At 58.2% G+C, this 13,244-nt stretch carries 10 protein-coding genes; 4 read left to right on the top strand and 6 right to left on the bottom strand.

Translation table 11 applies throughout. The features are described 5' to 3' along the window. Nucleotides 1–20 precede the first annotated feature (20 nt). Nucleotides 21–851, top strand: a complete 831-nt coding sequence (locus tag ACR0DT_RS03650) for an aminoglycoside phosphotransferase family protein (RefSeq protein ID WP_480709446.1) — start codon at nt 21–23, stop codon at nt 849–851. Here ACR0DT_RS03650 and ACR0DT_RS03655 read toward each other — a convergent pair. The 3 genes from ACR0DT_RS03655 to ACR0DT_RS03665 form a co-directional block, all read right to left on the bottom strand. Then, nucleotides 848–3,334 (bottom strand): penicillin-binding protein 1A, encoded by a 2,487-nt coding sequence (locus tag ACR0DT_RS03655; RefSeq protein ID WP_480709447.1) that lies wholly within the window; start codon nt 3,332–3,334, stop codon nt 848–850. The genes ACR0DT_RS03650 and ACR0DT_RS03655 overlap by 4 nt on opposite strands. A gap of 95 nt (nt 3,335–3,429) precedes the next feature. Next, nucleotides 3,430–4,650, bottom strand: coding sequence for an N-acetylmuramoyl-L-alanine amidase (locus tag ACR0DT_RS03660; protein ID WP_480709448.1), 1,221 nt, complete (start codon nt 4,648–4,650; stop codon nt 3,430–3,432). A 66-nt stretch (nt 4,651–4,716) separates the two neighbouring features. Beyond that, nucleotides 4,717–5,880: a pyridoxal phosphate-dependent aminotransferase gene (locus ACR0DT_RS03665; RefSeq protein ID WP_480709449.1), complete on the bottom strand. Its 1,164-nt coding sequence runs from the start codon at nt 5,878–5,880 to the stop codon at nt 4,717–4,719. On the opposite strand from ACR0DT_RS03665, the gene ACR0DT_RS03670 reads away from it, so the two are divergent. The 3 genes from ACR0DT_RS03670 to ACR0DT_RS03680 all read left to right on the top strand — a co-directional run bounded on the left by ACR0DT_RS03670 (nt 5,879) and on the right by ACR0DT_RS03680 (nt 9,154). Beyond that, nucleotides 5,879–7,261 (top strand): M48 family metalloprotease, encoded by a 1,383-nt coding sequence (locus ACR0DT_RS03670; RefSeq protein WP_480709450.1) that lies wholly within the window; start codon nt 5,879–5,881, stop codon nt 7,259–7,261. The genes ACR0DT_RS03665 and ACR0DT_RS03670 overlap by 2 nt on opposite strands. Continuing rightward, on the top strand, nt 7,258–8,016 hold the full coding sequence (locus tag ACR0DT_RS03675; protein ID WP_480709451.1) for a DsbA family protein: 759 nt from the start codon (nt 7,258–7,260) through the stop codon (nt 8,014–8,016). Before ACR0DT_RS03670 ends, ACR0DT_RS03675 begins: the two co-directional genes overlap by 4 nt. Before the next feature lie 67 nt (nt 8,017–8,083). Beyond that, complete coding sequence (locus ACR0DT_RS03680; RefSeq protein ID WP_480709452.1) at nt 8,084–9,154, top strand: agmatine deiminase family protein; 1,071 nt, start codon at nt 8,084–8,086, stop codon at nt 9,152–9,154. Between the two features lie 25 nt (nt 9,155–9,179). On the opposite strand, the gene ispG is transcribed toward ACR0DT_RS03680, so the two are convergent. The 3 genes from ispG to hemA all read right to left on the bottom strand — a co-directional run bounded on the left by ispG (nt 9,180) and on the right by hemA (nt 12,936). After that, nucleotides 9,180–10,301, bottom strand: coding sequence for a flavodoxin-dependent (E)-4-hydroxy-3-methylbut-2-enyl-diphosphate synthase (gene ispG, locus ACR0DT_RS03685; RefSeq protein ID WP_480709453.1), 1,122 nt, complete (start codon nt 10,299–10,301; stop codon nt 9,180–9,182). Nucleotides 10,302–10,372: 71 nt separating this feature from the next. Next, a complete protein-coding gene (locus ACR0DT_RS03690; RefSeq protein WP_480709454.1) occupies nt 10,373–11,584 on the bottom strand; it encodes a helix-turn-helix domain-containing protein in 1,212 nt (403 codons plus the stop codon). A gap of 128 nt (nt 11,585–11,712) precedes the next feature. Continuing rightward, on the bottom strand, nt 11,713–12,936 hold the full coding sequence (gene hemA, locus ACR0DT_RS03695) for a 5-aminolevulinate synthase (RefSeq protein WP_480709455.1): 1,224 nt from the start codon (nt 12,934–12,936) through the stop codon (nt 11,713–11,715). Nucleotides 12,937–13,244 lie beyond the last annotated feature (308 nt).

The raw sequence follows: 13,244 nt of genomic DNA on the forward strand, positions 1-13,244 counted from the left end.
ACAAGCCGCGTGAGGCATGAATGACTGATGTACCGCTCGAGTTTCCCCCGAGGTGGGGGCTGAAGATCATTGAACCGGTCGCAAACACCGGCCTAGCCAAGCTTTGGAAAGTCCAGACCGCGGACGGTACATTGGCTGTCCTGAAGCTATATCGCAGATCAGATCGCGGAAACGAAGCGCCAGCTGCGCAGATCTTGACCCACTGGCGAGATCGCGGAGGTGTTGAGATCATTGCAGAAGCTGGCAATGCCGTTTTGATGGAATGGCTCGAAGGTCCATCTCTGGGTGATATCGCGCGCCGAGGAGACGCGGAAAGCGCCTGTCGTTCATTGGCTGAGGCAGCGCGTCGTCTACATGCAAAGCCCTGGATTCAGCCAATTGGATTATTAGATTTGAACGAGGTTTTTGCCCCGCTGTTCCAGTTTGACTTTTCATTGAACTGTTCAGATCCGCTGAAATACAACATGATGCGGGCAATGGGTTTAGCCCGATCCCTTCTAGACAGGCAGGACAATCAGGTTCCACTGCACGGCGATCTGCATCATGATAACGTCATTCAAACCCAACACGGGTTAAAGGTCATCGACGCGAAGGGATATGTAGGCGATCCGGCCTTTGAGCTGGCCAATGCTTTGCGCCACCCCGCAGACATGCCTATGCTTGTACGCCAACCGGAACAAATTCGTTGGTGTCTAAAGCTTTATTCGCAAGCAATGGAAGTGCAGCCCAAGCGTCTGGCGCAATGGGCTGCAGCGAAATGCGCGCTGTCAATTTTCTGGCGGGGCAAAGGGACAATCACAGACGACCCCGAAGCAGATTTGCTAGATCAGTTCCTGAAGGTAGCGGATTAGTAAAGTCCGCCACCCTGTAGGTCGCCCTGGCTGGCATTGGGTCCAACAGTGATGGTGTTGCCGGTTGATGTAGTCACCTGACGGCCAGTGCTCACCTCTTCGAACAGCGGCAAGTCCGAGCCGACCGCAAAGCCGCCGTCATAAACACGGTCGATAAAGCCGTCGACGCCATCACGGAAATACTCAGCCACGACGTAATCGCCAGTCGCATCTGCGGGCAGACGCGCGCCGCTAAATCGGTCGATCTTGATAAAGTGGCCACCCTCGGGCACTTCAAACGGACCGCCGCCGTATTTCTCGACAGCGTGTTCCATAAAGCTCTGGAACACCGGGCCGCACAGGGTGCCACCATAAGCCCCCCGCCCCATCGGACGTGGACGGTCATAGCCGATATAGCAACCGGCCACGATATTGGACGTAAAGCCGATGAACCACGCGTCCTTGGATTCATTTGTCGTACCGGTTTTACCAGCTGTCGGAACCGGCAGGTTGACGACGCTGGATGCCGTGCCACGATCCACCACGCCCTTCATCATCGACGTTAGCTGATATGCGGTGATCGCATCCATGACCTGCCAGCGATCGGTCACAATAGTGGGGGACTCATCCGGCTCAAGCCAGCTAGAATTACAGTCCACGCATTGGCGGTCATCATGGCGGTAGATCGTCTTGCCGAACCGGTCCTGAATACGGTCAACCAGAGTGGGCTCGACCCTTTCACCACCATTGGCGAACATCGCATACGCGGCGACCATTTTATAGAGTGTGGTTTCCTCGGACCCCAGCGAGTTGGCAAGGAACGCGCCCATCCGGTCGTAGACGCCGAACCGCTCGGCATAGCCTGCAACAACCGGCATCGTGACTTCTTGCGCCAGCCGGATCGTCATCAGGTTCCGCGATTGTTCGATCCCGGTGCGCAATGGCGTCGGGCCATAGAATTTGTTCGTCGAGTTCTTGGGCCGCCACAGGCCTTGCGGCGTGTTCACCTCGATCGGCGCATCCACAACGATGGTGGCCGGGCTATAGCCACTGTCCAGCGCGGCTGCGTAGACGAATGGCTTGAAGCTGGATCCCGGCTGGCGCTGCGCCTGCGTGGCGCGGTTGAAAACCGAATCCTGATACGAGAACCCACCCTGCATAGCCAGAACACGGCCCGAGTTCACGTCCATTGCCACAAAGCCACCCTGCACTTCAGGCACTTGACGAGCAGACCACTGCCCCTCTTCGCCAGCCATAACAAGAATGACGTCACCACGTTTGAAATTGGCAGCGAAATCGCCCTGCATCCATTTGATATCCGAACGCGGGACAACACCGTCGGCCGGGCCGTCCTCGATGCCAACCGTCAGCGATTGCTCTGCCACATTCAGCACCACCGCCGGATACCACTGCGTCGGCAACACCACGTCGCGCGGGACTTCCATGATCGTCAGCGCCTCGCGCCACTGGGCTTCGTCGGTCAGTTTTTCTTCGGGGATCACCTCACCGGTGCCCCGCCATTTGCCGCGCGAACGGTCATATTTCTGGAGGGCGGTACGCAGCGCTTCGGCTGCTTCGACCTGCATCTCTTCATCCACCGAAGCGCGAACGGTGAAGCCGCCTGTAAAGAACTCACCCTCACCGAAATCCTCGCTCAGCTGGCGACGGATTTCATCAGTGAAATAGTCACGCGGCGGCAGCGCCGTACGGAAGCTCTCGAAATCGCCGTTCTGCACCGAGCGCAGCGGTTGCGCGACCTCAACTTCATAGGTTGCCTGGTCGATATATCCATTCTGCCGCATTTCACGCAGCACATAGTCGCGGCGTGCCAGCAGCCGTTCCTTCTGCCGAACTGGGTGGTAATCCGATGGCGCTTTGGGCATCGCGGCCAAAGTGGCGGCTTCGTGCGGTTCGAGTTCCTGCAGCGTCTTGTTGAAATAGGTCTGCGCCGCAGCCGTCACACCATAGGAGTTCTGGCCCAGAAAGATCTCGTTCATGTAAAGTTCGAGGATCTGTTCCTTGTCCAGCGTATCTTCTAGCCTGGTAGCGAGGATGATCTCTTTGATCTTCCGTTCGGCCCGGCGGTCGCCGGACAGCAGGAAGTTCTTCATCACCTGCTGAGTGATTGTGGATGCCCCACGCACGTTTTCACCCTTGGACTTCACCGCTTCCACGCCCGCTGCAATGATGCCACGCGGGTCATAGCCCTGATGAGTGTAAAAGTTCTTGTCCTCAGCCGAGATAAAGGCCTGCTTTACCATATCGGGGATTTCTTCGGATGGGGTAAACAGGCGGCGTTCCTGTGCGAATTCGTCGATCAACTGACCTTCGCCCGAGTATATCCGGCTGATCGTGGGCGGCTTGTATTGTGCCAGCGATTCATGGCTGGGCAGGTCGCGCCCATACATCCAGAAGACCGCGCCAATCACCAGCGCAGCCATAAAGATACCCAAGGTGACGAGGCTGAAGATCGCCCCGAAAAACGAAAGAATGAAACGGATCACGTTACTGCCTTTTACTCGCGCTGCCGCCTATATAGTAGTGCCCCGGCGCAGGGTCAAAACACGATGGCCAATATTAGCCGGTTTGCGCCGTAGCGTCACTGCCCAATCAGGACTCGTTTGACCAGATCGTCCTGCCGCCATTGCTCCAACCCGGTCAGGATTCCACGCGCCATACCTTTGCGCCATTCGGGATTCGTGATGTTTTTCAGGTCTCTGGGGCTGGAAAGAAATCCAAGTTCGACCAGAATCGAGGGGATATCCGCCGCCTTGAGCACCGAAAAGGACGCCGTGCGAATGCGCCGGCTGTTCATCGGTCCGCCCTGCTGTGTCATCCCCTCAGCCACTGCCCGAGCCAGGGCGTCGGTGCGTGGTCTGGTTTCTTGCCGCGCGATATCCAATAGGATGTCTGCCACTTGATCGTCTGCGCCGCTCAGGTCTACGCCGGAGATCAGATCACCCCGATCATGGCGTTCGGCCAGTTTGTGGCTGGCCACGTCCGAGGCGTCGTCGGACAGCGTATAGACCGCTGCTCCATGTGCGCGACCTTCGGACAGGATGTCTGCATGCAGCGAAATAAACACATCCGCGCCTGCCCGATGCGCCAAAGCTATGCGCCGTTCCAAGCTGACGAAATGGTCATCCACACGAGTCATAACGACCTGATACCCTCCAGCCCGAAGCAACGTTTCGCGCAGCTCGCGAGCGAAGGTCAGCATCAGGGTTTTCTCGTCCGTTCCAGCGACTTCTGCCCCGGGATCAATGCCACCATGACCGGGGTCCAGCATCACCAGCAGCGTACGCGACCCATCCCGACTGGGTCTGGCAGTCGTCACTGCCGGTTCAGGCAAATCCCATCCTGGCTGGCGCGGCGCCCCGGCGGAGGCTGCGAAGCTGTCGAAATCGGTGCCGCTCAGACCAAGCGACAGTTTCGCTGTCCCGTTGACCTGATCCACCCTCAGATCTGAAGTATCAACGGCCAGCGGTGCGCCCAATTCCAGCACCATGCGCGACCAGCCGGGAACATAGGTCCCGAACTGCACGCCACTAATCCGGTCAGTCTGCAGGAAAGAGGCGGCGTCCAGCCCGGTCCAGTCTACCTCCTGAAAGTCCAACACCACGCGGTATGGATCTCGCAGAGTGAAGACCCGGTAAGGAACCCCCTGACTGAGGCCAAGCTCAACCCGAACGCCAGCGCGGCCGTCATCGGTAATACGGCTTTCATCGGATAACACACGTGCAAGCGCGCTGAAATCATGCGCGAACGCAGCACTGCTCAGCGCCCAGATCAGCGCGATGGCATAGAAAATCCTGCTCATGGCCTCAAGTTTTCCCGAGATCGTTTGACAGTCAGACTAACGGACCGAAGCGTTTTTGTGAACGGGTTACGCCGGAGTTGTGATCGCACCGCGCTCGGTCATAAAACGCTGCAGCCGTAGCAGGCCTTCCTCGATATCCGCCGTTGATCGCGCATAGGAGAACCGCAATGTGTGGTGCCCGCGTACAGGGTCGAAATCCAACCCCGGAGTCACGGCTACGCCGGCCTTGTCCAGAATCTCGGCCGCGAAGGCGCGGCTGTCATCGGTTAGGCCGGACACATCGGCGTAAACGTAGAACGCCCCGTCGGGCGGCGCGATATTGGTGAACCCGGCTTTGGGCAGACCTTCCAGCATCAGCGCGCGATTGCGGCGATAGACGTCCAGATTGGCTTGCAATTCCTCGTCGCAATCCATCGCAGCCAAAGCCGCCAGTTGGCTGGCATGGGGCGCGCAGATGAACATGTTCTGGGCAATACGTTCAACGACACGCACTTGTTCCTCGGGCACCACCATCCAGCCAACACGCCAACCGGTCATCGAGAAATACTTCGAGAATGAGTTGATCACATAGCACTCATCCGTCAGCTCGAGCGCGGTGACGGCTTTGGCTTCATATTCCAAACCATGGTAAATCTCATCACTGATGAACGAGGCCCCCTGCCCGTGCGCGGCCTCGATCAACGCGCCCATTGCGGCGTGATCCAGCATGGTGCCCGTCGGGTTGGCCGGTGACGCGACCATCAGGCCCTGCAGGTCAAGCCCGGCGAAATCCGCAGGCACGGGCTGCAGACGGTTTTCCGGTGCGGTCGGCAGATCGACTGGCACCAAACCCAGAGCTTTCAGAATTTGCCGGTAAGACGGGTAGCCCGGCGCACCGATACCAACGCGGTCGCCACTGTCGAACAACGCGGTAAAGGCCAGCAGAAATCCGCCCGACGACCCGGGGGTAATCACCACACGCTCGGGGTTCAGATCGACGTTGTACCACTTACCATAAAGACGTGCGATCCGTTGCCGCAGCTGAGGCAGGCCCAAGGCAACCGTATAGCCCAGCGGGGCTTGCTCCATGGCGTTGCCCAAGGCCTGCACGGCCCCTTTGGGCGCACCGGTTCCGGGCTGGCCGACTTCCATATGGATAATGTGGCGCCCACCCTCTTCGGCGCGGCGCGCGGCCTCCATCACGTCCATCACGATAAAGGGATCGACCCCGGACCGGGTTGAGTTTCTCATGCCAATCTCCCATGTTTCAGCCATGGCTTTTGAACGCTTATCCAGGGTGGCGTCAATCCCGACCCTGTTGCTGGTAGCAGTGACATGGATGGCAAGCCTTGTTCCGGCAAACGCTCAGGGCCTGATCCGAGACCCCGATATAGAACACGGGCTGCGTGAACTGGCCTTTCCGATTTTGCGCGCGGCCGGGCTGAACACCAACCGGGTCAAGGTACTGGTGGTCAATGACCGTACGTTCAACGCCTTTGTCATCGATTACAGCGCGATTTACCTGAATTACGGCCTGATCCTGTCCGTCGAAAACCCCGAAATGCTGCAGGCGGTCATCGCCCACGAAGCTGCTCATATCGCCAACGGTCATCTGGCCCGCCGGACGCAAAACTTGCGAACGGCGCAGCGCAAAGCAGGTCTTGGAACCGCACTGGCCCTGATCGCTGCGGCTGCGGGCGGTGGTGAGGCCGCAGCAGGCATTGCCGCGGGAACCCAAAGCGCCGCGCTGCGCAGTTTTCTCGGACATACCCGCGCCGAAGAATCCTCGGCCGACCAAAGCGCGGCCAGCTATCTCAGATGGGCCGGTATCTCGCCCGCCGGGATGGTTGAACTGCATCGAAAGTTCGCAGGTCAAGAGTTGCTGAACGCCGTCAATCAAGACCCCTACATGCGGTCGCACCCCACCAGCCGCGAGCGCCTGCGCGTGGCTGAGAGGTTTCTAGCGCAATCCGGCGACTGGTCAAAATCGGACCCGAATGCCGATTATTGGTTTGCGCGGGTCAAAGGTAAGCTGTCGGCCTTCCTGCGATCCCCAGCATGGACCATGCGCCGCGCGAAAGAGGAAAACGCGCAGGATGTCCGCCTGATGCGCGAAGCGTCGGCCTACCATCAGAACCGCGATCTGGCCAATGCCCGCGCAGCCATCGACGGTGCCCTGGCCATTCGTCCGGACGATCCGTTTTACTATGAACTCAAAGGCCAGATTCTGCTGGAAAACCGCAAGGTGCAAGACGCTGTGAAGGCCTATGGTAAAGCAGTTGAAATGGCCCCCAATAACTCGTTGATTTTAGCTGGGTACGGGCGTGCCCTGCTGGCTGAAGGGCAGACAAAGAACGCCTTGCAAGCGCTTGAAAACGCAAGGCAAAGAGATTACCGAAACCCCCGACTTATGCAAGACCTCGGGGTCGCATATGCGAAAGTAGGAAAAAACGGCATGGCTTCGGTCGTGACCGCAGAACGATATGCCCTGAGCGGTCGTCTGGCCGACGCGGGTATTCATGCAAAACGAGCCCTTGGGCAATTGCCCGAAGGGTCACCGGGTTGGCAAAGGGCGCAGGATGTGCTGATTGCATCGGAACGCGCAAAGAAAGCAAAAAGGAAACGGAAATGATCCTCAGACATGCAGCACCCGCCCTTCTGGGGCTTTCCCTGATCACAGGCCCCGCGCAAGCGCTGGATCTGAACGCGCTCAGCGCCTCGGAAAAGGAAGAATTCGGCGCACAGGTGCGCGAGTACCTGCTGGAAAACCCCGAGGTGATCATCGAGGCAATCAACATCCTTGAACAACGCAATGCCGTTGCCGAGGCCGCCGCCGACCAGGAACTAGTGGCTGCCAACGCTGATGAGCTGTTCAATGACGGCTATAGCTGGGTTGGAGGCAATCCGGAGGGCGACATTACCCTGGTCGAATTCATGGACTATCGCTGTGGCTATTGCCGTCGCGCGGTACCCGAAGTTGCTGAACTGCTGGCCGAAGACGGCAATATCCGGCTGGTGATCAAGGAATTCCCGATTCTGGGCGAGGCGTCGGTCCTGTCCTCACGCTTTGCCGTGGCAACCAAACATGTGGCCGGCGACGATGCCTATAAACAGGTTCACGATGCCCTGCTGGAGTTTGGCGGCGAACCAACCGAGGTTTCTCTGCGTCGCATTTCCGATGGCTTGGGTCTGGACAGTGACGCGATCATCGCGGCGATGGACAGCGATCAGGTGACCGATGAGATCACCCGCACCCGTGCCTTGGCACAACGCATGCAGATTTCCGGAACTCCGTCTTTCATTCTGGGCACCGAAATGCTGCGCGGGTTCCTGCCTGCGGACCAAATGCTGCAAATCGCCAAGGGCGTGCGCGCAGAACAAGGCTGATTGGCCACAGAGCACCTCTTTACCGAGGTGCTCTCAACCTCAGATTTACACAAAGGGGTAATTGGCGATGAACCGGCGGAACATATTGCTCTCCGGCGGGGCTATGGGTGTCATGGGAATCTCAGGTCAGTCTTTCGCTCAACCAGATAAAGGCTACTTCGTCCCTGCCGAGGAAGCCCCGCATCAACGGACCTTTATGCAGTGGCCTGTCAGCCGCAAAGTGTACGGGGACAGCTATCTTCTGAGTATGACGCAGCAGACCATCGCCGATATTGCAAATGCGATATCGGAGTTTGAGCCTGTAACGATGCTGACAGACGCCGAATATCACGCAACGGCACGTAAAAGACTGTCGGAGAGCGTCGAACTGTGGGACATCCCGACCGAGGACCTGTGGTGCCGGGATTCCGGCCCGATCTTTGTTGTCAACGACAGTGGAGACATTGCGGTTCGTCAGATTCAGTTCAACGGCTGGGGTCGGAAACAAGCCCACAAGCATGACGCCCGTATCGCCAGCCTAGTTGCTGGGCGTTTAGGTCTATCCCTGCTGCCCTCTGGCCTGATGGGTGAGGCTGGTGGGGTCGAACATGACGGGCACGGATTGCTGATGGCGCATGAGAGTTCATGGGTGAATGACAATCGCAACCCCGGTCAATCGCGTGATGAGGTCGAAGCCAAACTTCTGACTGCTTATGGTGCCGATCGAATGATCTGGTCCGAGGGTGTTTGGGGCGAAGACATCACCGATTACCACATCGACAGTCTGGCACGGTTCACCGGTCCGGGCCGCGTTTTGGTCAATCTGCCAGACGAGCCGGACATGCAAGACCCGTTCCACCTTGCAGCGCTCGACACGCATGACCGTCTTGTCGCCGAAGGCTTGCAGGTCGATGTAATCCCTGAACCGTTCAGACCTCGGGTTACTGACGCGGAATTTGTTGCGTCATATGCAAACTATTATGTTTGCAATGGCGGGGTCATAATGGCGCAGTTCGGCGACAGAGAAACCGATGCCATCGCACGCGAAGCTTTGGCCCGGCATTATCCTGGGCGCGAGCTTATTTCATTGAACGTCGATGCTCTGGGCCAGTCAGGCGGCGGCATTCACTGCGCCACGCAACAGATGCCTGCGGTATAAGGGCCAGCTCAAGCCGTCTGCCAACCTATTCCGCGGCTTCGGCAGCCGCATCCAGTTCAGCTGCTTTCTTCTCGACCTCTTCAACGATGTGATCGATCATCTGGTCGTTCGACATCTTGTGGCTGGCCTTACCCGCTAGATAGACCATGCCCGATCCGGCGCCACCGCCGGTAAAGCCGACATCGGTCATCAATGCCTCACCCGGTCCGTTCACGACACAGCCGATGATGGACAGACTCATCGGGGTCTTGATGTGTTCAAGCCGCTGCTCAAGTGCTTCGACCGTCTTGATCACGTCAAACCCTTGCCGCGCGCAGGACGGGCACGAGATGATGTTTACGCCGCGATGGCGCAGGCCCAGAGATTTCAGGATTTCATAACCAACCTTGACCTCTTCGACCGGATCAGCAGACAGGCTGACGCGGATCGTGTCGCCAATGCCCATCCACAGCAAATTACCCAACCCAATGGCAGATTTGATGGTACCAGACACCAGACCCCCGGCCTCGGTGATCCCTAGGTGAATCGGGGCGTCGGTCGCCTCTGCGATGCCCTGATAAGCGGCAGCCGACAGGAACACGTCGCTGGCCTTCACGCTGATCTTGAACTCATGGAAATCGTTGTCCTGCAGGATGCGGATATGCTCCAACCCGCTTTCAACCATCGCTTCGGGGCACGGTTCGCCATATTTCTCTAGCAGGTGCTTTTCCAGACTCCCTGCATTCACCCCAATCCGGATCGAGCAATTGTGGTCACGCGCCGCCCTGATGACCTCTTTCACCCGCTTTTCGTCGCCGATATTACCCGGGTTGATCCGTAAACAGGCGGCACCAGCCTCGGCGGCCTCGATCCCGCGGCGGTAGTGGAAGTGAATATCAGCCACGATCGGCACCGGACTTTCGCGCACGATCTCTTTTAGGGCCTTCGAAGATGCCTCATCCGGAACCGAAACGCGCACTATATCGGCACCGGCCTCGGCCGCCGCCTGAACCTGCGCCACAGTTGCCGCAACATCGGTCGTCAGCGTGTTGGTCATCGTCTGAACAGCAATCGGAGCGTCACCGCCAACGGCAACATCCCCGACCATGATCTGACGGGATTTGCGGCGATAGATATTGCGCCACGGGCGAACATGATTGAGCGACATGAGGACGGATCCAAGACAGCCTGAGTTGGGTCTTTAGATAGTCCGCCTACCGGGGCACCGCAATGGTTAGATCACTCGGCGGGGTCTTCTGAAACCTGTGCCTGCAGTTCAGCCACCAGCTGCTTCAGTGCACTGTTCTGATCGGCCTCAAGATCGGCCACCGCATAGGTTTCGGCAACAGCATCCTTGGATAGAACAACACCTTTGGCGACGGTCCCCGGTGCGCCGGCCGGGCCGTAATGTTCACCATTCATCGAGAAGAACACCGAGCCCGAAGCGCCCGCGCGCAACAGCGGCGGTTCTTCCGTCAGCGGAACCTCGAACACGCTGCCCTGTTCAACGGTGCCAAGGGTGCCCTCAAAGATCACGCTGCCATCCGCTGCGGTGACCCGCATCCAGGCCGGGTTCACAGCAACAATTTTCAGGGTGGTGTCGATCTGTTCGACCACTTGCGGCAAGGCCGGGCGTTCGACGGTGTGTACTTCAGCGACCTCAACCTTGGGCAGTGCCTGCGGTAAGAAGGTGCCCACCGTGCGCGGGTCCAGTGTGGATATTGGCGCATCGCGGGCGATCAGAACGGGAACGTCCAGCGCCTGCGGGCGGTATAGACGATCCAGCGCCTCGGCACTTGGGGAGTCTGCAGCTGCGACCTCAGTTTCGACACTCTTACGCGCCGCATCCAGCGGATCGAGGTCGGACAGAACCACCGGAGCTTGTTCGACCGGGCTGACCTGCACTTGCTGAATCTTGCTCAGAACCGACCAACCGCCGTAACCAATGCCGCAAATCACTGCGACCAAAACAAGCGACGAGCCGATGGCCCGCGGTTCAATCTGGCTAACAATAGATTCCCGACCGGGAACGAAAGGTGTATTGGGCGACATAAAGGGATCTCGTCCCATTGGGCCGCGTGCAGCTACCGCGCCCGAGGGCTTGCGGACAACCGATGCCTCGGCTGACATACCATGCGCAACCTCAAAACCACTTTCCTTGCAGAAGGCGGCAAAGGTGTCATCCGGGTTCATCCCGAGATAGCGGGCATAAGAACGCACATACCCGGCGATGAAGCCGGGTGTATCGAACGCGTCTGGATCGGCGTCTTCGATGGCTGCGATGTAATTGGCCTTTATCCGCAGTTCTCGTTGCACATCCAGAAGGGACTTGCCCATTGTTGCGCGTTCACCGCGCATCATGTCGCCAAGCCGTACCTCGTAATCGTCATAGCCCTTTGGCCTGACGTCGGCTTCACCTTTGGAATCGCGCTGAGATCTGCGCCCAATCATCCCTGCTGCCCCATTCTGCCTGCGCGTGTTTCACGCTAACGGCGAATCATCCCTTTGACGATTCGTCCGTCACTTTTGTTAGCTTAAGCTTAACACGCGGCAAACGCGTTGCACACTTTAGCGTGAGGTTAACCTGCAAGTTCGGCGCGATTTAGCGCACAATGTGACCAAAGTTCGTCCATCGCCTGCACCAAACGGTTAATCTCACCAGGTCCGTGCACCGGGGATGGGGTAAAGCGCAGGCGCTCGGTTCCACGCGGAACGGTGGGGAAATTGATTGGCTGAACATAGATTCCGTAATCATCCAGCAACCGGTCGCTGAGAATTTTTGTATGCACAGGATTACCAACGATCACCGGCACGATATGCGTACCGTGGTCGATCAACGGCAGGCCCAGCCCCTTAAGCCGCAGCTTTAGGACTTTTGCCTGAGTCTGATGCTGCTCGCGCAGATCGGTCGCGGTTTTCAGGTGGGCGACCGAGGCCGCAGCCCCTGCTGCCACCGCAGGCGGCAACGACGTCGTGAAGATGAAGCCCGGCGCATAAGAGCGCACTGCATCACACATTTTCTCACTGGCCGCTATATAGCCGCCCATCACCCCGAAGGCCTTGGCGAGAGTGCCGTTGATGATGTCGACGCGATGCGCCAGACGATCACGCTCGGCCACGCCGCCACCACGCGGGCCGTACATGCCTACTGCGTGGACTTCGTCCAGATAGGTCAGCGCGCCGAACTCATCGGCCAGATCGCAAATTTCTTCAACCGGACCAAAATCGCCATCCATCGAGTAGATGGATTCAAACGCAATCAGCTTTGGTGCTTTGGGGTCGTCGGCCTCAAGCAGTTCGCGCAGATGGGCCACATCGTTATGGCGGAAGATGCGTTTAGCACCGCCGTTGCGGCGCACGCCCTCGATCATCGAGGCGTGGTTCAGCTGATCCGAATAGATGATCAGACCAGGAAACAATTTCGGCAGCGTGCTCAGCGTCGCGTCATTGGCGATATACGCACTGGTGAACAGCAGCGCGGCCTCTTTGCCATGCAGATCAGCCAGCTCGGCCTCAAGTTGTTTGTGATAAACCGTGGTGCCCGAGATATTGCGGGTTCCACCCGAGCCAGCGCCAGTTGCGTCAACCGCTTCGTGCATGGCGTTCAAAACAACCGGATGCTGGCCCATGCCCAGATAATCATTGCCACACCACACGGTGATATCCTGCTGCGACCCGTCCGGGCGCGTCCGCACCGCATGCGGGAAATGGCCTTTACGGCGTTCGATATCGATGAAGGTCCGGTAGCGTCCTTCATCATGCAGCCTGGCGATCGCTGTATCGAGCTGAGCAGTATAGTCCACCGGTATCTCCTTACCTGCCCGGCCAGGTCATTAAAGACCGGACAAAATTTCTGACGTCCTCACCGGACGAATCCGGATATACGCCAATGCGTTCCCTTGTGCCCAGTACGTATAGACGACATTGGGATCACATATTTGATTTGCATCAAATATCCCCTCGTACCCGCATCGACAAGTAAAGTTACGGCCATCGGGCGCGAGGAAACGACGCAGGCACCCGCCGGAGTTTCCGATATTATACCATATTCCCGCCAAAGCACACTGGACGGCGCCGATTGCGCTGATAGGTTCTGCCAAATCTTGAAAGC

The sequence above is a fragment of the Ruegeria sp. BI11 genome (assembly GCF_056538005.1).

Excerpts from the sequence above, each read along its gene's own strand:
- ACR0DT_RS03650 (WP_480709446.1), top strand. The coding sequence starts at position 21 with ATGACTGATGTACCGCTCGAGTTTCCCCCGAGGTGGGGGCTGAAGATC.
- ACR0DT_RS03660 (WP_480709448.1), bottom strand. The coding sequence starts at position 4,650 with ATGAGCAGGATTTTCTATGCCATCGCGCTGATCTGGGCGCTGAGCAGT.
- ACR0DT_RS03670 (WP_480709450.1), top strand. The coding sequence starts at position 5,879 with ATGCCAATCTCCCATGTTTCAGCCATGGCTTTTGAACGCTTATCCAGG.
- ACR0DT_RS03665 (WP_480709449.1), bottom strand. The coding sequence starts at position 5,880 with ATGAGAAACTCAACCCGGTCCGGGGTCGATCCCTTTATCGTGATGGAC.
- ACR0DT_RS03675 (WP_480709451.1), top strand. The coding sequence starts at position 7,258 with ATGATCCTCAGACATGCAGCACCCGCCCTTCTGGGGCTTTCCCTGATC.
- ACR0DT_RS03680 (WP_480709452.1), top strand. The coding sequence starts at position 8,084 with ATGAACCGGCGGAACATATTGCTCTCCGGCGGGGCTATGGGTGTCATG.
- ispG (WP_480709453.1), bottom strand. The coding sequence starts at position 10,301 with ATGTCGCTCAATCATGTTCGCCCGTGGCGCAATATCTATCGCCGCAAA.
- ACR0DT_RS03690 (WP_480709454.1), bottom strand. The coding sequence starts at position 11,584 with ATGATTGGGCGCAGATCTCAGCGCGATTCCAAAGGTGAAGCCGACGTC.